The sequence below is a fragment of the Streptomyces sp. BHT-5-2 genome (assembly GCF_019774615.1).
Taxonomy (GTDB): Bacteria; Actinomycetota; Actinomycetes; order Streptomycetales; family Streptomycetaceae; genus Streptomyces.
Map to the genome: position 1 here is coordinate 1,582,496 of NZ_CP081496.1, position 23,123 is coordinate 1,605,618.

General features: G+C 72.7%; 20 protein-coding genes and 1 pseudogene. 9 read left to right on the top strand and 12 right to left on the bottom strand.

The genetic code is table 11. The features are described 5' to 3' along the window. Positions 1–50: 50 nt before the first annotated feature. From K2224_RS06920 to K2224_RS06935, 4 genes are all read right to left on the bottom strand, one after another. Positions 51–1,175, bottom strand: a complete 1,125-nt coding sequence (locus tag K2224_RS06920) for a MerR family transcriptional regulator (RefSeq protein WP_221905744.1) — start codon at positions 1,173–1,175, stop codon at positions 51–53. 569 nt (positions 1,176–1,744) lie between these two features. After that, positions 1,745–2,662 (bottom strand): metal-dependent hydrolase, encoded by a 918-nt coding sequence (locus K2224_RS06925; RefSeq protein WP_221905745.1) that lies wholly within the window; start codon positions 2,660–2,662, stop codon positions 1,745–1,747. A gap of 112 nt (positions 2,663–2,774) precedes the next feature. After that, the gene (locus K2224_RS06930) at positions 2,775–4,595 is read right to left on the bottom strand and encodes an SDR family oxidoreductase (RefSeq protein WP_221905746.1); all 1,821 of its coding nucleotides are present in this window, start codon (positions 4,593–4,595) and stop codon (positions 2,775–2,777) included. Further along, the gene (locus tag K2224_RS06935; RefSeq protein WP_221905747.1) at positions 4,592–5,458 is read right to left on the bottom strand and encodes a M24 family metallopeptidase; all 867 of its coding nucleotides are present in this window, start codon (positions 5,456–5,458) and stop codon (positions 4,592–4,594) included. Before K2224_RS06935 ends, K2224_RS06930 begins: the two co-directional genes overlap by 4 nt. Positions 5,459–5,675: 217 nt before the next feature. Between K2224_RS06935 and K2224_RS06940 the strand changes: the two genes are divergently transcribed. From K2224_RS06940 to K2224_RS06955, 4 genes are all read left to right on the top strand, one after another. Next, positions 5,676–6,764, top strand: a complete 1,089-nt coding sequence (locus K2224_RS06940) for an ABC transporter ATP-binding protein (RefSeq protein ID WP_221905748.1) — start codon at positions 5,676–5,678, stop codon at positions 6,762–6,764. Beyond that, entirely contained in the window at positions 6,761–7,654 is an 894-nt protein-coding gene (locus tag K2224_RS06945) for an ABC transporter permease (RefSeq protein ID WP_221905749.1), read from the top strand. The genes K2224_RS06940 and K2224_RS06945 overlap by 4 nt, the downstream gene beginning before the upstream one ends. Before the next feature lie 88 nt (positions 7,655–7,742). Beyond that, a complete protein-coding gene (locus K2224_RS06950; protein WP_221905750.1) occupies positions 7,743–8,654 on the top strand; it encodes an ABC transporter ATP-binding protein in 912 nt (303 codons plus the stop codon). Positions 8,655–8,679: 25 nt separating this feature from the next. Then, positions 8,680–9,456 carry an ABC transporter permease gene (locus K2224_RS06955; protein WP_221905751.1) on the top strand — a complete coding sequence of 259 codons (777 nt, stop codon included), beginning with the start codon at positions 8,680–8,682 and terminating at the stop codon, positions 9,454–9,456. Positions 9,457–9,597: 141 nt separating this feature from the next. Here the strand turns inward: K2224_RS06955 and mltG are convergent, their stop codons facing one another. From mltG to K2224_RS06970, 3 genes are all read right to left on the bottom strand, one after another. Further along, positions 9,598–10,434, bottom strand: a complete 837-nt coding sequence (gene mltG, locus K2224_RS06960; protein WP_260692360.1) for an endolytic transglycosylase MltG — start codon at positions 10,432–10,434, stop codon at positions 9,598–9,600. Between the two features lie 352 nt (positions 10,435–10,786). Further along, complete coding sequence (locus K2224_RS06965) at positions 10,787–12,079, bottom strand: MFS transporter (RefSeq protein WP_221905753.1); 1,293 nt, start codon at positions 12,077–12,079, stop codon at positions 10,787–10,789. Between the two features lie 209 nt (positions 12,080–12,288). After that, entirely contained in the window at positions 12,289–12,999 is a 711-nt protein-coding gene (locus K2224_RS06970) for a FadR/GntR family transcriptional regulator (RefSeq protein WP_221905754.1), read from the bottom strand. A gap of 392 nt (positions 13,000–13,391) precedes the next feature. Here K2224_RS06970 and K2224_RS06975 point away from each other — a divergent pair, with 392 nt between their 5' ends. Continuing rightward, on the top strand, positions 13,392–13,841 hold the full coding sequence (locus K2224_RS06975; protein ID WP_221905755.1) for a VOC family protein: 450 nt from the start codon (positions 13,392–13,394) through the stop codon (positions 13,839–13,841). A 283-nt stretch (positions 13,842–14,124) separates the two neighbouring features. Here K2224_RS06975 and lysA read toward each other — a convergent pair whose 3' ends face one another. Next, positions 14,125–15,618, bottom strand: coding sequence for a diaminopimelate decarboxylase (lysA, locus tag K2224_RS06980; RefSeq protein WP_260692361.1), 1,494 nt, complete (start codon positions 15,616–15,618; stop codon positions 14,125–14,127). Between the two features lie 21 nt (positions 15,619–15,639). Continuing rightward, entirely contained in the window at positions 15,640–16,140 is a 501-nt protein-coding gene (locus tag K2224_RS06985; RefSeq protein ID WP_221905756.1) for an SAV_915 family protein, read from the bottom strand. A 305-nt stretch (positions 16,141–16,445) separates the two neighbouring features. Here K2224_RS06985 and K2224_RS06990 point away from each other — a divergent pair, with 305 nt between their 5' ends. Next, on the top strand, positions 16,446–17,351 hold the full coding sequence (locus K2224_RS06990) for a MerR family transcriptional regulator (RefSeq protein ID WP_221905757.1): 906 nt from the start codon (positions 16,446–16,448) through the stop codon (positions 17,349–17,351). Here the strand turns inward: K2224_RS06990 and K2224_RS06995 are convergent. Next, on the bottom strand, positions 17,327–18,328 hold the full coding sequence (locus K2224_RS06995) for a LysR family transcriptional regulator (protein ID WP_221905758.1): 1,002 nt from the start codon (positions 18,326–18,328) through the stop codon (positions 17,327–17,329). The genes K2224_RS06990 and K2224_RS06995 overlap by 25 nt on opposite strands. Before the next feature lie 200 nt (positions 18,329–18,528). Here K2224_RS06995 and K2224_RS07000 point away from each other — a divergent pair. The 3 genes and pseudogenes from K2224_RS07000 to K2224_RS07010 all read left to right on the top strand — a co-directional run. After that, positions 18,529–18,909: pseudogene (locus K2224_RS07000) on the top strand (transposase); the annotation flags it as partial. Positions 18,910–18,964: 55 nt separating this feature from the next. Beyond that, on the top strand, positions 18,965–19,987 hold the full coding sequence (locus K2224_RS07005; RefSeq protein WP_221905759.1) for an Lrp/AsnC family transcriptional regulator: 1,023 nt from the start codon (positions 18,965–18,967) through the stop codon (positions 19,985–19,987). Further along, positions 19,984–20,760: a rhomboid-like protein gene (locus tag K2224_RS07010; RefSeq protein WP_221905760.1), complete on the top strand. Its 777-nt coding sequence runs from the start codon at positions 19,984–19,986 to the stop codon at positions 20,758–20,760. The genes K2224_RS07005 and K2224_RS07010 overlap by 4 nt, the downstream gene beginning before the upstream one ends. On the opposite strand, the gene K2224_RS07015 is transcribed toward K2224_RS07010, so the two are convergent. Then, positions 20,751–21,575, bottom strand: coding sequence for an HAD family hydrolase (locus K2224_RS07015; protein ID WP_221905761.1), 825 nt, complete (start codon positions 21,573–21,575; stop codon positions 20,751–20,753). The genes K2224_RS07010 and K2224_RS07015 overlap by 10 nt on opposite strands. Beyond that, positions 21,572–22,861 carry a serine--tRNA ligase gene (serS, locus tag K2224_RS07020; protein ID WP_221905762.1) on the bottom strand — a complete coding sequence of 430 codons (1,290 nt, stop codon included), beginning with the start codon at positions 22,859–22,861 and terminating at the stop codon, positions 21,572–21,574. Before serS ends, K2224_RS07015 begins: the two co-directional genes overlap by 4 nt. Positions 22,862–23,123 lie beyond the last annotated feature (262 nt).

The following is a 23,123-nucleotide window of genomic DNA, read 5'->3' on the forward strand; positions in this document are numbered from 1 at the left end:
GAAGGCCGGGGCGTGGGGAGCCGCCGCGAGACGACAGGACCTGGGGCAGGTCAGTGCCCGGGGGTGCCTTCCTCGCGGGGCCCGGGGCCATGGTGTGCCGCCGTCAGGGCGTCCATGGCGCGGGCCTGCACCTCGCGCTGTGCGGCGGCGGCGACGAAAGCCGCCATGCCCTCCGAGCCCACCAGGTCGCGGACGGCCCGGACGGTCTCGACGGGCAGCAGCACGGCCTCCGAGCCGGTCGCGGGACGGGGGTCCGCGACGGGCCCGGGGGCCACTGCCCCCTCGGGGCGGCGCTCCGGTTCCGGGCCGGCCAGGTGTCCGGTGGCGACCTCCGGCGCCGGGGTTGCCGCCGACACGCGGCCGGCCGGTGGCCCGTCCTCCGGCTCGGCATCCGCACCGCTGTCCGGCTCCGGGCACCCGGGGGCCAGTGCCTCGGTGAGGTGGTGTCGGATGTACCGGGTGGCCAGGGTCCGCATGGCGCGGGCGAGTTCGGCGTCGATGGTCTGCTGGGCCAGTGGACGGAGACGGCGGACCAGTGCCGTGGCCTCGGCCGTTCCGGCCTCGGTGGGCGGATGGTCCAGGAACGACTGGAAGACGTGCTCGGTGGTGAAGTCCAGAAAACGGGAGGCGATGTGCTCGACCTGGCCGCGCACCTCTCGCAGATGCCCGGAGATCGCCGGCAACGGGACACCCGCCGCGTGCAGTTCGGCGGCGACCGCGAGTTCCTGCGGACTGGGCACCAGGAACGCGTCGTCCCGGCCGGGAACGCGTTCCAGGACGCCGAGTTCGACGGCTTCGGCCACCGCCTGCTCGTCGGAGCTGCCGCCGAAGGCGGCGTCCAGGTCGGCGCGGGTGATGCGGGTCGGCTTCTCGTCTGTCCACGGTCCGTCGATCTCGGCGACCAGCCCCAGGACGCCGCCCAGGTCGCGTCCGGCGTCCCAGGCTTCGAGGAGTTCCTTGATGCTGGCGAGGGTGTACCCGCGGTCGAGCAGGTCGGCGATCTGGCGCAGCCGGGCCAGGTGGGCCTCGCCGTACACATTGGCACGGCCGCGGCGCTCGGGGCGGGGCAGCAGTCCGCGGTCCTGGTAGGCGCGGATGGTGCGGACCGTGGCGCCACTGAGGTGGGCCAGGTCCTCGATGCGGTACTCGGCCGTCGGCGGCTGCTCGGTCGTCACTGCGGTGCTCCTTACGGGACGGCCGCCTCGTCGAGGAAGCCGTGGTGCCGGTCGGCCGACGCGGGGTGGCCGCCGACAAGGTGGTTGCCCACGGGGCCGTGGCGGGGCCGGGCGAGCCATGGGCCGCGGCCTGACGCCGTTCGCCCCCGGTACGGGCCGGGTGCGGCGGTGCCACGATACGGCCGCCTCATGCGGCACCGGGGCGGGTGGCCGTCTCACCGGGTGGTGGGGCGGGGCAGGTCTCGTGTGGCCCGGCTTCGGGCGGTCACCGGCTCACAGCTTCGGGCCGGCGATCCGACTCGGGGCCTCGGGCCGGTGACCCGGTTCAGGCTTCGGGCGGCCACCCGGCCACCTGGCGCGCGGCTTTGGGCAGCCACCGCCCCGTTCATGGCATCGGCGGGCCGGCTCCTGGCGTCGGACAGGTGCCTTCTCACGGCGTCGGGTGGGGGCCGGCCCATGGCGGTCGACGGTGGTCGGCCAACGGGGCCGGACGGCGGTCGGCCCATGGTGTCGGAGCCGGGCCGACTCGTGCACTCTCCCCACGCCCGGCCGTTTCTTTCGCCCGACCGTCACTGCAGGGCGGCGCGTCCCACGGCGCCGGCCGCGGCTCGGGCGGCCGGGGAGGACGCGAGATAGGTGAGGGCGGCGCGGAGCGAGCCTTCCTGGGAGGGGTGGTAAGAGCGCCGGACGTAGCGGGGGATGGCCGAGCCCAGTTCCCGCCAGGTGGGCAGCAGGCCCCTGCGCGCCGCACGGTTGTGTTCGCGGAGCGAGTAGCGGGAGGGGGCGGCCAGTTGGGGGTCGTGGCGCAGGAGGTAGCCGGCGCCCCAGGCCCAGAGATAGAGCAGCACGGGGGCGGTCACGGCCATGGCCAGGACCCGGCGGGCGTGGCGGGCGGGCTCCTCGCCGCCCGTGTGCTGGTACATGTCGAAGGCGACCGAGCGGTGTTCGACCTCCTCCGCACCGTGCCAGCGGAGCAGGTCGAGCATCACCGGGTCGGGATCGGCGCGGTCCAGGCCCTCGGCGCTCAGGACCCAGTTGCCGAGGACCGCGGTGAACTGCTCGATGGCGGCGATCAGGGCGAGCCGGAAGCGCAGCCACTCCCGCTCGGGGACCGGGAAGCGGAACGGCGGCTGCTCCCCCAGGAGGTATTCGAAGAGAAAGTCGACGTGCCGGGTGTAGGGAGTGGTGTCGAGGCCCTGGTGGGCCAGGTGGTCCAGAACGTAGGAGTGCTGGACGCTGTGGGTGGCCTCCTGACCCATGAAACCCTTGACGTCCTTGAGGAGTTGCTCGTCCCGCACCAGCGGGAGGGCCTCCTTGAAGACCTTGACGAACCACCGCTCGCCGGCGGGGAGCAGCAGGTGCAGCACATTGATCACATGGGTGGCGGTGGGCTCGTCCGGTATCCAGTGCAGCGGGGTCTCGCGCCAGTCGAAGGCGACCCGGCGGGGCGCGATGGGGTGGTGCTCCTGGGGGCGTGCGGTGCTCATCGGCGGCTCCTGACGTGCGTGGTTCTCCTGATCCGGGTGGGCGGGTGGCCGGGCCGGGCGTCGGGCCCGGCCGCCCACCGGGTGCGGGTTGCGGGTCGGGGGCGCGACCCGGTCACACGGGCGGCTTGAGGCGGGCGAGGGCCCGCAGCGTCCGTGGGGCGAGGCGCGAGAGCAGATGCGCGCCGCGTGCCTCGGGGGTGACGGGGACGACTGCCTGGTTGCGGACCACCGCGCGCAGGATGGCGTCGGCGACCTTCTCCGGCGGGTAGTTGCGCATCCCGTACATCCGCGCGGCCTTGGCCTGCCGGCGCTTCTCCTCCTCGGCGGAGACGCCGGTGAAGCGGGCGGTGCCGGTGATACCGGTGTTGACGAGGCCAGGGCAGATGGCGGTGACGCCGATGCCCTGTCCGGCCAGCTCCGCGCGCAGGCACTCGCTGAGCATGAGGACGGCCGCCTTGGAGGTGCTGTAGGCGGGCAGGATCCGGGACGGCTGGTAGGCGGCGGCCGAGGCGGTGTTGACGATGTGGCCGCCCTGGCCCCGGTCGGCCATCCGGCCGCCGAAGATGCGGCAGCCGTGGATGACACCCCACAGGTTGACGTCCAGGACCTTCTTCCAGTCCTCGGAGGTGGTGTCCATGAAGGCGCCGGACAGGCCGATGCCGGCGTTGTTGACCAGCACGTCCACGGTGCCGTACTCGGCATCGACCTTGTCGGCGAGTTTCTCCATGGCCGCCTCGTCCGAGACGTCGACGGCCTCGCCCCAGGCCGCCGGCGCGCCGATCAGCCGGGCCATGTCGGCCGTGCGGGCAGCGCCCTCCGCGTCCCGGTCGACGGCGATGATCCGCGCGCCGGCCTCCGCGAACGCGAACGCGGTCGCCCGGCCGATCCCGCTGGCCGCACCTGTCACGAGTACCAGCTGGCCACCGAAGCGGTCGGCATACGGGCCGGAGGCCACCATGTCCTTCGCCGGGTCGCCCTCCTCCTTGGCGGTGACGAACTCGCCGATCCAGGAGACGAGTTGTTCGGGGCGGGTACGCGGCACCCAGTGCTTGGCCGGGAGCGTGCGGCGTACGAGTTGGGGCGCCCAGCGGTCGAGGTCGTCGTAGAGCCGCTGGGAGAGGAACGCGTCACCGGTGGGGGTGATGAGCTGGACAGGGCAGTGCGCATAGGCGTCGTCGCGGGGGCGGCGCAGTCGGGCGCGGACGTTGTCGCGGTAGAGCCAGGCGCCGTGGGCCGCATCTGTGGGCAGAGAAGCGGTGGGGTAGTCGCCGCCGGGCACCTTCTCCACGCGCTGGAGGATTCCCGGCCACCGCTTGCCGAGCGGGCCCTTCCAGGCAAGTTCCGGCAGGGCGGGGGTGTGCAGCAGGTAGACGTACCAGGACTTGGCGCCCTGGTTGAGCAGCTGGGCGGCCCGGCCGGGGGTGGGGCGCGCCAGCCGGTCCTTGATCCAGTGGCCGAAGTGGTCGAGGGACGGGCCGGAGAGGGAGGTGAAGGAGGCGATCCGGCCTTCCGTGCGCCGCACGGTGGCGAACTCCCATGCCTGGACGGAGCCCCAGTCGTGGCCCACGAGGTGGACCGGCCGGTCGGGGCTGACCGCGTCCGCGACGGCCAGGAAGTCGTCGGTCAGCTTCTCCAGGGTGAAGCCGCCGCGCAGCGGTCGCGGCGCGGTGGAGCGGCCGCAGCCCCGGACGTCGTAGAGCACGACGTGGAAGCGTTCGGCCAGGCCGCGGGCGACCTCGGACCAGACCTCCTTGCTGTCCGGGTAGCCGTGCACCAGCACCACCGTGGGGCGCTCCGGATCGCCGAGTTCGGCGACGCACAGTTCGATCCCGCCGGTGCGCACCCAGCGCTCCCGGGCTTCCGGGAGCGAGGTCGCCGCCGGCCGTCCGGCGTCCGGTCCCTGCTCCCCGTTCCGTCCACGTCCGGTCCTCACGCGGCCTTCTCCTCCTGCCAGCGCCGCACATGCGGCAGATCGTCGTCGAGCCAAAAGGCGCTTTCCTGCGGGTCCCTGGAGTCCGTGACGACCAGGATCTCCTCGAACTTCGCCCCCGTGCCCCGGAACCCGAGGTGGGGTTCGACCGCCCACAGCCCGGGTTGCGGCGGGTGATCGGAGAAGTGGTACGGGCTCCACAGCGGGGACCAGCCCTCCCGGTGGCCGTGCAGCGCGTCCGAGGCGAGGCCCTTGAGGGACTGGGTGCCGAAACCGAAGAGGGTGGGAGACCAGCGACGCTGCCGCACCCGGTCGACCTTGTGCGCGATGACGCCGAAGGGATAGGCGCGGTGGCGGTTGGCGTACCCCTGCCGCACCATCAGCCGCTCGACGTCCTCGTAGATCTCGCGCAGCGGGCGGCGTTCGCGCACCTCGCGCAGGATCAGCTCGCGGTGGGCTTCGAGGTCGGCGAGGAGTCGGTCGTGCACGGGGTTGAGGCCCAGGCAGCCGGAGTAGCCGATGTCGGCGGTGTAGCCGTTGTGGACCGGGGCCATGTCGAGGATGAACGGCATGCCTGGTTCCAGCGCGCGGTTGGTGGGAAAGAACTGCAGCGGCACGCGGAAGCCGACGAACGCGGTGCGGTCGCCGAACCACGCGAACGGCAGGTGGAACCAGTCCCGTACGCCGCGCTCGCGCAGCCACTCCCGCTGCATCCGTGCCGCCGTTCGCTCGGTGATCCCGGGCCTGAGCTGGGCGGCCACCGCTTCCGCGCAGGCGTACGCGAGGCGTTGGACCTCCCGGAATCCCTTGAGGCCGGCGGTGAGTTCTCCCGGTGCTGCCAAGGTCGCTGAGGTGACTGAGCCCATCGCCAACCGTCCGTCCGTGAGCGGTCCATCGCGGTACGTGCCCGTAACTTGCCACTGATGAATGTGACAATGGTCGGCGGCTGCGTCAAGAGGTGCGCAGGGGACAGGGCCCACCATGAGGCGGCCGTGCCTTTCCTGCCGCTGAAGCAGGAGAACCCCTAAGGGCATGTCGTACCGGAGGTCTACGCGAAGACCACCGCTGGGGTTGACGCCGGATGTGGCGGTCGCCACTACCGTCGAATACGTGACTGTGATCGTGACCGAAAGTCTGACCAAGCGGTACCCGAGGGTGACCGCCCTGGACCGGCTCTCCGTTGACATCGCCCCCGGCGTGACGGGCCTGGTGGGTGCCAACGGCGCCGGAAAGTCGACCCTGATCAAGATCCTTCTCGGCCTGGCCCCGGCCACCGAGGGGACCGCCCGCGTCCTCGGACTGGACGTGACCAAGGACGGCAGCGCCATCCGCGAGCGGGTGGGCTACATGCCCGAGCACGACTGCCTGCCGCCGGACGTCTCCGCCACCGAGTTCGTGGTGCACATGGCCCGGATGTCCGGGCTGCCGCCGACCGCCGCCCGGGAGCGCACCGCCGACACCCTGCGCCACGTCGGGCTCTACGAGGAGCGGTACCGCCCCATCGGCGGCTACTCCACGGGCATGAAGCAGCGGGTGAAGCTGGCCCAGGCGCTGGTCCACGACCCGCAGCTGGTGTTCCTGGACGAGCCCACCAACGGCCTCGACCCGGTCGGCCGGGACGAGATGCTCGGCCTGATCCGGCGCGTGCACACCGACTTCGGGATCTCGGTCCTGGTCACCTCGCACCTCCTGGGAGAGTTGGAGCGCACCTGCGACCACGTCGTCGTGATCGACGGCGGTAGGTTGCTGCGCTCCTCCTCCACCACGGAGTTCACCAAGGTCACCACCTCGCTGGCGGTGGAGGTCACCGACACCGACGCCCACCCGGACGGCACCGGGGCGCTGCGTGCCGCCCTGGTCGCGGCCGGAGCCGCGGTGACCACCGGCGCGCCCGGCGCCGAGGGGCCCGCCTCCTCCGGCCACGTCCTCTTCGTCGAGGCGTCCGGGGACGCGACATACGACCTGGTCCGCGACACCGTCGCCGGGCTGGGGCTCGGCCTGGTGCGGATGGAGCAGCGGCGGCACCAGATAGCCGAGGTCTTCCGCGACGCGGACGCGCAGGCGGCGGCCGGGACACCGGCACCGCCCGGCAGCGCGCCGGCGGAGCGGGACGCGACGACGGGACAGGACACCGGTCGCCCCACCACCGTGGGCGGAGGGAACGCGGAATGAGTACGGAAACGACGCCGGGTGGCGCCTACATCCACAACATCGGCTACCGCCACTACGACGGCCCCCGGCTGGGCCGTGCCTATGCCCGGCGGTCGCTGTTCTCACAGAGCCTGCGCGGCGCGTACGGTCTGGGGCGGTCGGCGAAGAGCAAGGTGCTGCCGATGCTGCTCTTCGGGGTGATGTGCCTGCCTGCGGGGATCATGGTCGCGGTCACGATGTTCACCAAGGCCGGTGCCCTCCCGGTCGGTTACAGCCGGTACCCGATCTACCTCCAGGCCGTCATCGGCCTGTATCTGGCGGCCCAGGCGCCGCAGTCCGTCTCCCGCGACCTGCGGTTCAAGACCACCCCGCTGTATTTCTCCCGGCCGATCGAGCGGGCCGACTACGTCGTGGCGAAGTTCGCCGCGATGGCGAGCGCGCTCTTCGTCCTGACCGCCGCGCCCCTGGTGGTGCTCTATGTCGGGGCGCTGCTGGGGAAGTTGGACTTCCTCGACCAGACCAAGGGATTCGGGCAGGGGCTGGTCTGCGCCGCGCTGCTCTCCCTGCTGTTCGCCGGGATAGGGCTGCTCGTCTCGGCGCTCACCCCGCGCCGCGGCTTCGGGGTCGCCGCCGTGATCGCCGTGCTGACCGTTCCGTACGGCGCGGTCAGCGCGATCCAGGGCATCGCCACCCTCCAGGGCAACGAAGCCGTCGTCGGCTGGCTGGGTCTGTTCTCGCCCATCACCCTCATCGACGGGGTGCAGTCCACGTTCCTGGGCGGCACCAGTTCGTTCCCCGACGGGCTGACGCCGTCCACCGGCGCCGGAATCGTCTACCTCCTCGTCTCCCTGCTCGTCATCGCCGGCTCCTACGGCCTGCTGATGCGCCGCTACCGGAAGGCCGGACTGTGACAGCCCACCCGTCGCCCGACCGTCCCCAAGCTCTCAACTCCGTTCGAGCAGGGGAGACCCCATCCCCCTCAAGGAATGAGCTGCGCCCATGAGCACTCTTCGCATCGACCATGTCTCGCGCTGGTTCGGGAATGTCGTCGCCGTCAACGACATCACCATGACCATCGCCCCCGGCGTCACCGGCCTGCTCGGACCCAACGGCGCCGGCAAGTCCACCCTCATCAACATGATGGGCGGCTTCCTCGTCCCCTCCAACGGCGCCGTCACCCTCGACGGCACGGCGGTCTGGCGCAACGCCGCGAGCTACCGCCACATCGGTCTCGTCCCCGAGCGCGAGGCGATGTACGACTTCCTCACCGGCCGGGAATTCGTCCTGGCCAACGCCGAGTTGCACGGCCTCGGCCGGGGCGAGGCGGCCCGGGCGCTGGCCACGGTCGAGATGGAGCACGCCCAGGACCGCAAGATCTCCACCTACAGCAAGGGCATGCGGCAGCGGGTGAAGATGGCCTCCGCACTGGTCCACGACCCGTCGGTGCTGCTGCTCGACGAGCCGTTCAACGGCATGGACCCGCGGCAGCGGATGCAGTTGATGGAGCTGCTGCGGCGGATGGGCGACGAGGGCCGCACGGTCCTGTTCTCCTCGCACATCCTCGAAGAGGTCGAGCAACTGGCCTCGCACATCGAGGTGGTGGTGGCCGGCCGGCATGCCGCCTCCGGCGACTTCCGCAAGATCCGCCGGCTGATGACCGACCGCCCGCACCGCTACCTCGTCCGGTCCGACAACGACCGGGCACTGGCCGGGGCGCTGATAGCCGACCCGTCGACGGCCGGGATCGAGGTGGACGTCGTCGAGGGCGCCCTGCGCATCCAGGCCGTCGACTTCGGCCGGTTCACCGAACTCCTGCCGCGGGTCGCCCGCGACCACGGCATCCGCCTGCTGACGGTCTCGCCCTCCGACGAGTCGCTGGAATCCGTCTTCTCGTACCTCGTAGCGGCCTGAGGCCAGAAAGGAGCCCTGAGGCAGTATGTCCACGTCCTCTCCCGCGGCCCCGCCGGCGCCCGCCGCCGCGCCCAAGGCCGCACTCTTCCACCCGACGGTCGCCCGGCTCACCTATCGGTCGTTGCTCGGCCGGCGCCGTGCGCTGATCCTCTTCGCACTGCCCGCCCTCCTGGTGGCGATCGCGGTGATCGTCCGGGCGCTGACCGGTGCCGACGACGCCACCGCCGGCGGAATCCTCGGCGGTTTCGCGCTGGGCACGATGGTCCCGCTGATCGGCGTGATCGCGGGGACGGGCGCGATCGGCCCGGAGATCGACGACGGCTCGGTGATCTACCTCCTGGCCAAGCCGGTCCGCCGCTCGACGATCATCGTCACCAAACTGCTGGTCGCGATCGGTGTGACCGCTGCGTTCTCGGCGATACCGGTCCTGGTGGCCGGATTCATCCTCAACGGCAACAGCCAGCAGATAGCCGTCGCCTACGCGGTGGCCGCGGTCGTTGCCTCCGTCGCCTACAGCGCCCTGTTCCTGCTGTTCGGCACCCTCACCCGACACGCCGTGGTCTTCGGACTGGTCTACGCGCTGGTCTGGGAGGCGTTCGTGGGGAGCGTCGTCCCCGGGGCGCGGACCCTGAGCGTCCAGCAGTGGGCGCTCGCGGTGGGGCAGAAGGTCGGCGCCGAGGGGGCACTGAGCTCAGCGGTCCAACTGCCGCTCGCGGTCTGCCTGCTGGTGGCCGTCACCGGCGCGGCGACCTGGTACGCCGGGCGCCGGCTGAAGGCGCTGACGCTGGCCGGGGAGGAGTAGACGGCGCGACCGGGTCGACGTGACCGGGTCGTCGCGACCGGCCGGAGGGACACGCCGACCGGAGGGTGGGGCACGCCGACCGGTCGGTGGGGCACGTCGACCGGTCGGAGGGCGGCGCGTCGAACGGCCGGGGCGGAGGGGCTATCCGCCGGTGGCGGCGGTGTCGGCGGAGCCACCGGCGGCGGAGTTCTTCTGCGCGTCGTTGAACTCCTTCACGTTCCGCAGGTGTTGCCGGTAGTCGGCGGTGAAGCGGGTGTCGCCCGGTTTCACGGTGACGAAGTAGAGCCAGTCCCCCGCGGGGGGTGCGGCGGCCGCCTTCAGCGCGTCGGGTCCCGGATTGTCGATCGGGGTCGGCGGCAGGCCCGCGAACACGTAGGTGTTGTAAGGGCTCTTGGTGCGGGTGTCGGCGTGGCTGGTGCGCAGCGTGCTGCGGCCGAGCGCGTAGTTGATCGTCGAGTCCATCTGGAGCGGCATGTTCCTGGCCAGCCGGTTGTCGATGACCCGGGCGACCTTGCCCATGTCGGCCGACCGGTCCGCCTCGGCCTGCACGATGCTGGCGATCACCACGGTGCGGTAGGAGGTGATGTGGTCGGCGGCGAGCCGCTGGTCTGCGGTTTTGACCATGTACGCGAGCAGCGACGCCGGGGTGGTGTCCTTGCGCAGCGGGTATGTCGCCGGGAAGAGGAAGCCCTCCGGGTTGCCGTTCGCCTCGGCGGGCAGGTCGAGGTGCGCGGTCCTGGCGGCCTGCGCGGTGGTGCCCGCGGGCACCTTCAGTGCCTGGTCGGCGGTCGCGTAGATCTGGGAGGCCCGCTGCCCCTCCGGGACCGTGAGCTGCCCGTACTGCCGCTCCCGCAGCAGCCGCGGCACGAGCAGCACGGCGAGTACGACGACGAGAGACAGTACGGCGACGAGGATCAGCCAGCCGGCCCGGGGGAACCGCGGTCCGGGCCGGCGACGGGTGTGCTGAACATCGCTCATGGGGGCACGGTAGGCCAGTCGGCTGTGATGCGGGACCGCGCCGCCGCACCGGATCGTGTGCGCCGGCGGCGCCGGGACCACCTCCGGCCGCCCGCCGCACAGCCTTTCGGCCAGGCAGGGGCCGGCGCGCTGTCCGGCGCACCGCCCGGCGTGTTCCGCTAGACCGTTGGTGGCCCGGTGGCCCGGTGGCCTGGTGGCCTGGTGGCCTGGTGGCCTGGTGGCCTGGTGGCCTGGTGGCCCGGTGCGCGGTGGTGCGGTGTGCGGTGGTGCGATGGCGGGTCGGGGCGAGCGCGGGCGGGGCGCGCAAGCGCTTTCCCCGCCGCCGGCCGGCATCAGCCCTCGCCGGCCGGCGTCAGCCCCCGGCCGGCGCCCCGATACGGCGGTCGCGGCCGGCGCCCAGGGCCAGCAGGGCAAGGCCGGAGCAGACGGCGAGCAGCAGGACGAGAGGCACGGTCCAGCCGGCGGTGGCCTGGTGGACGGCGCCCAGGGCCAGCGGGCCGACGGCGGCGAGCAGGTAGCCACCGGTCTGGGACATACCGGAGAGTCGGGCGGCGGTGTGCGCGTCGCCGGACCGCAGCACCATCATCGTCAGGGCCAGCCCGAGGGCGCCGCCCTGGCCGACGCCGAGGACCGCCGCCCACAGCCAGGCACCCGCCACCGGCGCGACCAGCAGCCCGGTGACACCGCAGGCCATCAGGGCGGAGACCGCCACCCCCAGCAGCCGCTGGCGGCGCATCCGGCCCGCCAGCGTCGGCACCACGAACGAACCGACCATCTGCACCAGCGTGCTGAAGGCGAAGACCAGCCCTGCCTCGCTCTTGCCCATGCCGTGGTCGGTGAAGATCGTCGGCATCCAGGCGATGATCACGTACGCGATCAGCGACTGCGATCCCATGAAGAGCGTGACCTGCCAGGCGAGCGGGGAGCGGGTGAGCTTCGGGCCGTGCCCGGTGCCCTGGGCTGGCGTCGCCGCGGCCTCGCCGTGGTGGGTGCCACGGCGGGCGATCACGGCCTGCGGGAGCCAGACCAGGGCGGCGACGGCGGCGAGCAGCGACCAGGAGACGAGGGAGCCCTGCCAGCTGCCGAGCGCGTTCTCCAGGGGGACGGCGGAGGCGGCCGAGAGGGTCGCGCCCAGGATCATCGCGGTCGAGTAGAGCGCCGTCATGCCTGCTGCCCGCTCGGGGAAGTCCCGCTTGATCAGGCCCGGCATCAGCACGTTGAGCAGGGCTATCGACGCGCCCACCACCGCGCAGCCGGCGAACAGCGCGGCGACCGGCGGCGCGACCCGCAGCACGATGCCGCCGCACAGCGCGACCAGCGCACCGCACAGCGCCGCCTCGGTGCCCCAACGGCGGGCCACCCGCGGGGCGATCAGCGATCCCAGGCCCATGAAGACGAGCGGGATGGTGGTCACCAGGCTGCTGGCGGTGGCGGCCAGGTGGAAGTGCTGCGCCATCTCGTTGAGCAGCGGGGAGACCCCGGCGAGCGCCGCGCGCATGTTCACCGCGGCGAGGACGATGCCGGCGAGGAGGAGCGCGGGATGGGTCCGCAACCGCCGCCGGGCGGCCGCCACCTGGGGCGCCGGGATCAGGTCTTCCTCGGCGTCGATGAGGTCGAGCTGGGTGGTCGCGTCGGTCCCTGACATGCGTGCGTACCTGGCCAATCGTGGACTTCCTGCGGAAGAAGAAGGTGACGGGGGAAGGGAGTTGAGGCGAAGTGAAACGAAGTGACGTGAAGTTGAAGCGGCGTGACGTGAATGATGTGAGTGACGTGACGTGAGGTGGCGTCAAGTGGTGGGACCTGGTGTGAAGTGAGAGGCGAGGAGGAAGGGGAGAGCCGGCGGCCGGGTGGGCTTCAGTCGCCGGCGAGGAGGGCCTCTACGGCTCGCTTGGGCCTCTCCAGGAGGGCGCGGGTGGCGCGTTCGGCGGCATCCGGGTCGCCGTGGGCGATCGCGTCCAGGACGGCACGGTGGTCGCCGTGCACGATCTTCGGCATCGCCTGGTCGTCGAGGGCGGTGACCAGCGCCTCCCGTACGGAGCTGCTGAACCAGCCGTAGGTCGCCGTCAGCGCGGTGTTGTGCGCGGCCTCGACGACGGCCCGGTGGAAGGCGATGTCGTGATCGGCGTAGAGCTCCAGGCTGCCGGAGTGCGGGCGGCCCTCCGAGTCCTCCAGTTCGGCCTGGGCGTCCAGGGCGGCCCGCATGCGTTCCAGGTCGGCGGGGTCGTGGCGGAGTGCGGCCAGCCGGGCGGCCTCGGCCTCCAGGGCGATCCGCAGCTCCAGGACGTCACGGATGCCGGCGCGCTGGATGCCGCGCATGACCTCGGCCGGGTCCGCGGTGGAGACGACGAAGGTGCCCTCGCCCTGGCGTGAGCGCAGCATCCCGGCGTGCACGAGGACGCGCACCGCCTCGCGGACGGTGTTGCGGCCGACCTGGAGCTGTTCGGCGAGGGCGTGCTCGGTGGGGATGCGGGTGCCCACCTGCCATTCGCCGGCGGCCAGTTGGGCGCGGAGGGCCTCGACGACGGTGTCGACGAGGGATTGCCGTCCTGCTGCCTTGAGTGCCATAGCCGTGCTTCCGTGCCCGTTTCTGTCGTTTCCGCGCGATTGCTTGCCCGGTTGCCCAGTCATCCTACAACTGATTGTTGCATATGGCAGGTAAATGGGTTCCGCGGGGCGTGGGGTACGCGGTGCCCGCGGTGTCCGTGATGCCCATGCGGTGCGGAAGTCGGGCCGTGCGGCTCGTGGCGGCACAACGCGGATCAGCGCAGATCGGCACCAATCAGCGCTTGTCAGCACTGTTTGGCGCGGATCAGAGCAGATCAGCACTGTTCGGCGCGGATCAGCGTAGATCGGCACGTCGACCTGTGGACAAAGTCCGGGCGGAGATGCGGTGGGTGCAAGATGCAGGTCGGAGGTTGCAGGAGTCGGGTTCGCCCGACGAGCTGGGGAGGGATGCGATGGCCGGCTTCTATCACGTGTGTTTCGTCGTGCCGGACATGGCGGCGGCGATACGGGACTTGGGCGCCGCGGCCGGGGTCGAGTTCAGTGCACCGCGGCGGGACCGGATCGGGGAGTGGGACTTCCGGATCGCCTTCACGCGGGGCGAGCCGCCGTACATAGAGCTGATCGAGCCCGCGGGTCCGGGCGGGCCGTGGGACGCGTCCGAGGGGGCGCGCTTCGACCACCTGGGGTTCTGGACGCGGTCCCTGGAGGACGGGTCCCGGCGGCTGGCGGCGGAGGGGTTCCCGGAGGAGTTCAGCGGGTGCCCGTACGGGCGGTCGTTCGCGTACCACCGGGTGGGCAGCATCGGTGCCCGGGTCGAGCTGGTGGACCTGGCGCGTCAGCCGGACTTCCTGGCGGCCTGGCATCCGGGCGGGGAGCCGATGCCCCCGGTGGAAGCGCCGTGAGCGAACGGGAACGCTTCCACCGGGGGCGGTAAAGGGGGGCGGCGGTATCGGGTGCCAGGGGGCGATGACGGAACCGGCTGCGGAACGGAGGGTAGGACCGAGGGCGCCCGAGGCCGCCCGTAGCCGTCACCGGCCGTAGCCGTCGACCGGCCGGTGACGCCACCCACGGTCCGCAGCCCACGGCCATGGTCCGCAGCCCACGGCCATGGTCCGCAGCCCGCGGCCCGACGATCAGCCCCAGCCCCCAGAACCCAACCCCCAGAACCCGTCAGCCCTCAGCCCCTCAGAGTCCGATGTCCCGCTCCTGGATGTCCGCCAGGGACTCCCGGCGGACCAGGAGGCGGGCGTGGCCCGAGGTGACCGCGACGACCGGGGGGCGGCCGACGAGGTTGTAGCCGGAGGCCATGGACAGGTGGTACGCACCGGCCACCGGGACGGCGAGCAGGTCGCCGGGGCGGATGTCGCCGGGCAGGTGGACGTCGGAGGCGAGTATGTCGCCCGCCTCGCAGTGCCGGCCCACGACGGTGACCGGCTCGGTGGCGGCGGCCGAGCGGCGTCCGACCAGCCGGGGCGCGTAACGGACCCCGTAGAGCGCGGGCCGCGGGTTGTCGCTCATCCCGCCGTCGACGGCCACGAAGGTGTGCGCGCCGGTGCGTTTGACGGCGAGCACCCGGTAGAGGACGACGCCCGACGGGCCGGCGATGGCGCGGCCCGGCTCGACGGCCAGTCGCGGTACCGGCAGGCCGGCCGCCGCGCAGCCGCCGGCCAGTTCGGCGCGGATCTTGGTGGCGAGTCCGGCGATGTCGAGGGCGGGCTCACCCGGCCGGTAGGCGACGCCGTGACCGCCGCCGAGGTCCAGTTCGGGGAGGGTGATGCCGTGCTGCTCGTGGACGCGGGCCAGCAGGCCGACCAGCCGTCGCACGGCCGACAGATAGGGCTTGACGGCGGTGATCTGGGAGCCCAAGTGGCAGTGCAGGCCGACGAGTTCCAGGCGCGGCTGGCCGAGGACGCGGGTGATGGCGTGCTGGGCGGAGCCGTCGGCGAGGGACAGCCCGAACTTCTGGTCGTCGGTGCCGGTGCGGATCTTGGCGTGGCCGCCGGCGGCGATCCCCGGGACGACCCGGATCAGCACCTTCTGCCGGCTGCCGACCGGCACCGCGGCGGCCAGCCGGGCGATCTCGGAGGTGCTGTCGATGACGATCCGGCCGACGCCGAGCCGGAGCGCGGCCCGCAGGTCGGCGGGGCTCTTGGCGTTCCCGTGCAGCACGATCCGCTCGGGCGGGAAGCCGGTGGTGACCGCGAGTTCCAGTTCGCCGGCGGAGCAGACGTCCAGGCCCAGGCCCTCCTCCGCGACCCAGTGCGCCATGGCGCGGCACAGGAACGCCTTGGCCGCGTAGTAGACGTCGGCGTCGGGGAAGGCCCGGAGGTAGGTGCGGCAGCGGCTGCGCACCTCGTCCTCGTCCAGGATGTACGCGGGGGTGCCGAAGCGGTCGGCGAGCTCGGTCAACGGGACGCCGCCGAGGGCGAGGTCGTCCTCGGGGAGCGGCACGGTGGACGCGGGCCAGATGGCGAGCTGGCCGGGATCGGTGGCCGTCGCCAGGGCGGGGTCCGGGGTCGGGACCGGTTCCGGGTCCGGCTCCAGGGCCGGTTCCGGGTCCAGGACCGGCGCGGCGGCCGGGCGGGAGTCCGTCATCCGGGCCGCGGGCGCTGTCGAGGTCCGAGCGGTCCGCTCGGCCTGGCCGGCGAGGTCGGTCCGGGGCAAGGTGGTGTGGCTCATGGTGGGGGCGCCCCTTCCTCTTCAGACGGCCCGGCGAAGGTGGCTGCCGCGGGACATGCGGGGCATTCCCGGGGCGAGGCGTGGTTCCCGGAGGACATCGCGGGTGATCCGCGGTTCACGGGGAACGTCGGGGGTGAGACGTGGCTCCCGGGCCACCTCACGCGTCGTCTCCCGGGCCACGTCACGCGCCACATCCAGGGCGCTCCGCTGGTCACGGACGTCACGGACGTCACGGGTGGCATCGGGGGTGAAGCGCGGATCGACGGTCACGGTGGCCGCGCCGAGGGGTTCGGCCAGGGCGCGCAGCGCGGGCGCGGAGAGCCGCACCCAGGGCTGGCCGCCGCCGAGCACCTCGGCCAGCCGCTGCGGTGAGGTGAAGCCGACGGCGGTGCGGCCGCCGAGCGGGGTGCGGAACAGGCGGGCGGTGCAGCCCGCGGGGCCCGGCCGGACGGGAACGAAGAGCGGCCCGGCCGGGACACGATCAGCAGGCTCGGGGTCTTCCGCGTGGAGATGGTGGGACACGGCGTTGCTCCTCGACGGGATGGCTGCCCCGGACCGGTGGACTGCGTGTGCGCCGGGGCTCGGCACAGACGCTATGCCCGGTGCGGGGGGCGTCCCTCTGCTCCATTACGCGTCGTTGACGGTTTCCGGACCCGACTTGACGCGATGCTGCCGCAGGTGGCCGGAGTACGCCGCTGAGCGGCCGATTCCGGTCGCTCTGCGGTCCCGGACGGTCAACCGACCGTGACCTCCGACGGCCCCGCCCCCGTGGAGTTGCGGTCGTGCTTGACCTTGACACTGTGGAAACGACTCCACTGGAAGGCGTCATGTTCACCATCGGAGACTTCGCCAGGCACGGCCGTGTCTCGGCCCGCATGCTGCGTCACTACGACGCCATCGGACTGCTTCGGCCCGCCCGTACCGACCCCGTCACCGGCTACCGCTTCTACGCGGCGGCCCAGCTCGCCCGGCTCAACCGCATCATCGCGCTCAAGGACCTCGGATTCGGCCTCCGTCAGGTGGCGGCCATCCTGGACGAGCAGGTGGACGCGGCGGAGCTGCGCGGCATGCTGCGACTGCGGCAGGCGCAGCTGGCCGCCGAACGGGCCGCCGCCGAGGCGCGGTTGGCGCAGGTCGAGGCGAGGCTCCGGACGATCGAGAGTGAGGGACGGATGTCCGCCGACGATGTGGTGCTCAAGAGCACGGAGCCGGTCCTGCTCGCCGAACTGCGCGGAATCGCCGCCGGTTACGGCCCCGAGGACATCGGCCCGGTCATCACGCCGCTCTACGAGGAGCTGGTGCGCCGGCTGCGGGCGGCGGGGGTGACGCCCACGGGGCCGGGGCTGGCGTACTACGAGGCGGCGCCGGAGGGCGCGGGCCTCGAAGGGGAGGGCACGGGGGACGCGGTGGTGGTGCACGCCGGGATGGCGGTCACCCGGGAGGAGTTGTCGAAGGCGGGGCGGAACACGGGCGACGGGGGCGGTTCCGCGCCCTCGGGGGCGTCGGCCGGGCAGGGCTTCGACGTCGTCGCCCTGCCGGGTCTCGAACTCGCCGCGACCGTCGTCCACCGCGGCCCGATGAGCCGGATCCTGCCGACCGCACAGCACCTCGCGCAGTGGATGGACACCAACGGCTACCGCTCGGCCGGGTACGCCCGCGAGCTGTATCTGGAGTGCCCGGACGACCAGGAGAAGTGGGTCACCGAGATTCAGGAACCGGTCGTCCGGGCCTGAGGCCGCGGCCCGGGGACGGAGCCGGTATCCGCTGTCCGCCGCCCGGCCGTGGCGGGCGAACCCCCGCCCACCAGGCACCGGTTCACCGTCTCGGCGAACTCCACCGCCGCCGGGCCGAGCGCCGCCCATTGGCGCACCGCCCAGCCGGTCGTCAGCGGCGGCAGCGCCGGGATCGGCACCAGCCGCAGGCCGGGGTGGCCAGCGGTGGCCCGGTGTCCGGGGAGGCGGGGGACGACGGCGGGGCCGACGCCGAGTTCGGCGAGGAGCAGTGCGGTGTCCCAGTCCGCGACGCTGGTGGCGCTGGGGCCGGGCACCGCGGGATCGGCTGCCGGGGCGCCGTCCCGGTGGGCGAGGTGTCCGTCGAGCCGCATGCGGGACGTGGAGTTCTCCGGCAGCCGGACGAGGCGCAGGCCGGCCAACTCGTCCGGCTCGACCCGGTCGCGGGCGGCGAGCGGGTCGCCGGCGCGGACCGCGAGCACCCACGGCAGACCGATCACCGGGTGCTGCTCGATGCCCCGTACGGGCGGGCCGATGGTGATCCAGGCGAGTTCGGAGTCGCCGTCCGCGACCGCCTCGAAGCAGCGGCGGCTGGAACTCTCCGTGTGGAACTCCAGGTTGACGTGCGGGTGGCGGTCCCGGAAGGAGACCACCGCGTCGGACATGAAGTGCCGGACGGTGGTGGCGCCGGTGGTGACCCGGACCGTCCCGCCGTCGCCGCGCCGCATGTCGGCCAGCCGGCGCAGTGCCAGATCCAGTCCGCCCAGGCCGTCGGCGGCGGCGCGGTGCAGGAGCCGGCCGGCGGCGGTCGGGGCCACGCCGCGCGGCCGGCGCTCCAACAGGCCGATGCCGGCCTCCCGTTCGAGACGCCGGACACGCTGGCTGACGGCGGACTGGGTGCAGCCGAGGTCGCGGGCGACGGCACTGAGGCTGCCCGCCTCGCAGACGGCCACGAAGGCGCGCAGGTCGTCGAGGGTCACCCGGTCACGGTAGTCCGGGTCCGGCCGGTAACCCAAGCAAGGGCTAAGGAGTTTGGAAGGAAACCCGAGGATTGACTTAGGGGTGCCGCCCCGGGACGATCGTCACAGGGCCCAGGGCGGCAACCCGGAACCGTGGACGGCCGTACGGTTCCGGGTGCCGACCCGCCGCCTTGTGGTTGCCGCCCGCACCGGTCGCCGACGTGACGGTGGTGTGGTCGCGGGATTTGCCCGCCGATCCGTCTTCCGTACGCGTCTACCGGGACGGCCTCGGGCACTGGTATGCGAGCTCTGTCGTCCCTGCTCAGGTCGAGCCGCTGCCCACGACAGGGCGTGCGATCGGCATCGACCGGGGCGTCCGCGAAACGGCGACCACCACTGGCGATACCCACGACCTCCGGTACGCCGGGCACGGCAAGAAGGCCAACGGGAAGCTGGCCAAGTACGACCGGATGACGGCCCGCCGCAAGCCGAAGAAGGGACAGGCCGGCTCGAAGTGCTACCGCGCGGCGAAGCGGTTGCGAGCCAGGCTGTGTAAGAAGGTCGCCCGGCCGGGGACCCACTCTCGGCGGGACGCCGCCCGATCCCCCAGCCATGGCGATCCCGGCGGTGCAATCCGACACGGGTTAGCCTCCAACGGTGAAAAGCGACGGAACCGCGGTCCGGCCCGCGGCCTTCGACGAACTCGACCGGCGACTGGTGCACGCCCTCCAGACCGACGGCCGGGCCCCCTTCAGCCGGATCGCCGCCGTCCTCGGCGTCTCCGACCAGACCGTCGCCCGGCGCTACACCCGGCACCGCGGCTCCGGCGGGCTCCGGGTGCGGGGCCTGGCCGAGCCACGGGCGCTGGGCGAGGTGGAGTGGCTGGTGCGGGTGCAGTGCGCGCCGGACGCCGCGCTGACCGTCGCCGAGGCGCTGGCCCGCCGCCCGGACACCTCCTGGGTCAGCATGATGTCCGGCGGCACCGAGATCACCGCGATCTGCCGGTCGGCGAGCAGTGAGCACAGTGACGCGCTGCTGCTCCAGAAGCTGCCGCGCACCCCGAGGGTGGTCGGGGTGGCCGCGCACTGCCTGCTGCACGAGTTCTACGGCGGACCGCAGAGCATGATCAGCAAGTCCGGTGCGCTGACTGCCGAGGAGGCTGCCCGGCTGAGCCCGCCGGCGCCCCGGCGGCCGTCCGAGCCGGTGGAGCTCTCCGACGCCGACCGGCGGCTGTTCGAGGCGCTCGGCCGGGACGGCCGGGCCCCGCTCGCCGAACTCGCCGCGGTCACCGGCTGGTCGCCCACCACCGTCCGCCGCCGGCTGGAGACGCTGCGGGCGGACGGTGTCCTGTACTACGACGTCGACTACGACCTGCGGCTGTTCGGCTTCGGGGTGATGGTGGCGCTGTGGCTGTCGGTTGCGCCCGCCGAACTCGCCGCCACCGGCGAGGCGTTGGCGGCACACCCGGAGGTCGCCTTCGCCGGTGCCACCACCGGGCCGCACAACCTCTTCGCGTCGGTCCTGTGCCGGGACACCGGCGGGCTCTACACCTATCTGACGACCCGGGTCGCGGCGCTGCCGGGGGTACGGACCATGGAGAGCTCGCCCCGTATCCGGCACATCAAGGGGCCGGGCCCGTATCTCACGCTCGGCCCCACCGCCACGAGGAGCCGCCGATGAAGCCACCGCCGCCCCGGGCCCTGGCGGACCGGGCGAGGAACTGGGTCTGGGACTGGGTGCGTTCCGCGCCCGGGACGCACATCTGGCTGCTGATCATCGGCATCACCAGCCTGGTGATCGCCTCGGCCTCCGAGGGGCTGGAGCAGTTCCTGCTGCACCGCACCAGCAGCAACATCCACGAGCTGAACGAGCATCCGGTGCCCTCGCTCCTGATCAGCGGGTTCTGGATCGAGCAGCCGGGGTCGTTCCTGCTCTACGTGGCGATGTTCGAGCTGGTGCACGCCAACGTCGAGCGCTGGATGGGCAGTTGGCGCTGGCTGCTGACGGTCGGCGCGGCGCATGTCGCGGCCACCCTGGCCAGCCAGGAGCTGGTGCTGCTGGCCATCGAGGGCCACCGGCTGCCGCGCTCGATGACCCATGTCGTGGACATCGGCGTCTCCTACGGCCTGGCCGCCGCGGCCGGGGTGCTGACCTACCGGCTGCGCCCGCCCTGGCGCTACGGCTATCTCGTCGGCCTGCTGGCGTTCTTCGGGGTGCCGCTGGCGACCGGGGCGACCTTCACGGACTTCGGCCACGCCATAGCGCTGGCGCTGGGTTTCGCGGCCTGGCCGCTGACCCCGGCGGGGCGCCCGGGCCCGGACGACGCGGACAAGCGGGACGAAGACGCGCCGGACGACAACGCGCCGGACGAGGACATGGCGGGCGACGACGCGGCGGGCGCGGGCGGCGGCACGGACCGGCCGGGGCCGCCGCCCGGGAGGCGTCAGGAGTAGAGCCGCTCCAGCACCACCGCGACGCCGTCGTCCTCGTTGGAGGCGGTGACCTCGTCGGCGACGGCCGTGAGTTCGTCGTGCGCGTTGGCCATCGCCACACCGTGCGCGGCCCAGCCGAACATCGGCACGTCGTTGGGCATGTCGCCGAACGCCACGGTCTCCTTGGCGGTGATGCCCAGCCGGCGGGCGGCCAGCGACAGCCCGGTGGCCTTGGTCAGGCCGAGCGGCAGCAGCTCGACGATCTGCGGCCCGGCGACCATCACGCCGACGAGGTCGCCGGCGACCTGGCGGGCGGCCCGGGCCAGCTCGTCGTCGTCCAGTGTCGGGTGCTGGATGTAGACCTTGTTGAGCGGGGCGGACCACAGCTCTTCGGGTTCGTCGATCGGCAGGCTGGGCAGCGGGCCGTCCTGGACCTGGTAGCCCGGGCCGACCAGCACCTCGCCGGCCAGGCCGTCCCGGCTCGCCGCCAGGTGGAGCGGACCGACCTCGGCCTCGATCTTGGACAGCGCGAGGCCGGCCAGCTGCCGGTCGAGCGTCACCGACGTCAGCAGCCGCCGCTCGCCGGCGTGGTAGACCTGCGCGCCCTGCCCGCACACCGCCAGGCCCTGGTAGTCCAGGGCTTCGAGGATGTGCCGGGTCCAGGGCACCGCGCGGCCGGTGACGACGATGTGCGCCGCGCCCGCCGCGGTGGCCGCGGCGAGCGCCCGGCGGGTGCGCTCGGAGACGGAGTCGTCGTGGCGCAGCAGCGTCCCGTCGAGGTCCGTCGCGATGAGTCTGTACGGCAGCGGCGAACCCGCCGGGGCTGGGGAACTCACTTGGCGACGGGCTCCAGCACCTCGCGGCCGCCGAGGTACGGGCGGAGCACCTCGGGGACGCGGACCGAGCCGTCCGGCAGCTGGTGGTTCTCCAGGATCGCCACGATGGTCCGCGGGACGGCGCAGAGCGTGCCGTTGAGCGTCGCCAGCGGGCGGACCTTCGGCTTGCCCTCGGCGGTCTCCCGCATCCGCACGGAGAGCCGGCGGGCCTGGAACTCGTTGCAGTTGGACGCCGAGGTCAGCTCGCGGTACTTGCCCTGGGTCGGGATCCACGCCTCGCAGTCGAACTTGCGGGAGGCGGAGGCGCCCAGGTCGCCGGTGGCGACGTCGATCACCTGGAACGGCAGCTCCAGGCCCGTCAGCCACTGCTTCTCCCACTCCAGCAGCCGCCGGTGCTCGGCCTCGGCGTCCTCCGGCGCGACGTAGGAGAACATCTCCACCTTGTCGAACTGGTGGACCCGGAAGATGCCCCGGGTGTCCTTGCCGTAGGTGCCGGCCTCGCGGCGGTAGCACGGCGAGAAGCCGGCGTAGCGCAGCGGCAGCTGCTCGGCGTCGACGATCTCGTCCATGTGGTACGCGGCGAGCGGGACCTCGGAGGTGCCGACGAGGTAGTAGTCGTCGCGTTCGAGGTAGTAGACGTTCTCGGCGGCCTGGCCGAGGAAGCCGGTGCCCTCCATGGCGCGCGGGCGGACCAGGGTCGGGGTCAGCATCGGCGTGAAGCCGGCCTCGGTGGCTTGCGCGATGGCGGCGTTGACCAGCGCGAGCTCCAGCAGGGCGCCGACGCCGGTGAGGTAGTAGAAGCGCGAGCCGGAGACCTTGGCGCCGCGCTCGACGTCGATGGCGCCGAGCAGTTCGCCGATCTCCAGGTGGTCCTTGGGCGTGAAGCCCTCGGCGGCGAAGTCGCGGACGGTGCCGTGCGTCTCCAGGACGGTGAAGTCCTCCTCGCCGCCCACCGGGACGTCGGGGTGGACGATGTTGCCGAGCCTGCTCAGCAGCGCCTGGGTCTCTTCCTTGGCCTCGTCCTGCTCGGCGTCGGCGGCCTTGACGGCGGCGGCCAGCTCGCCGGCCTTCTTCAGCAGCTCGGCCTTCTCGTCGCCGGCGGCCTTGGGGATGAGCTTGCCGAGCGCCTTCTGTTCGGCGCGCAGCTCGTCGAAGCGGACGCCGGACGACCTGCGCCGCTCGTCGGCGGAGAGCAGTGCGTCGACGAGCGCGACGTCCTCTCCACGGGCGCGCTGGGAGGCGCGCACACGGTCGGGGTCCTCACGGAGCAGTCGAAGGTCAATCACCCCACCAGGCTACCGGGGGCGGCGGGCGGCACTCGACGTGATATTCGCGGCTACGGCCACATGCCCGATTTGCGGTTATTTATTCCGTTGCGGGGAAACGGGTTCCGTGGCCCCCGCGAGATGGTCGCCGTGACGCATCGTAAGGCCCTGCGGAATTCCTCGGACGGGGGTGCGAAAGGGGCATTCGCGGCGGAGGATTCTGCGTGATCGACGGTCTGCCCTGGGAGTTGTCCCCCGGGTTGTCCACAGGCGGGTGAGGGTG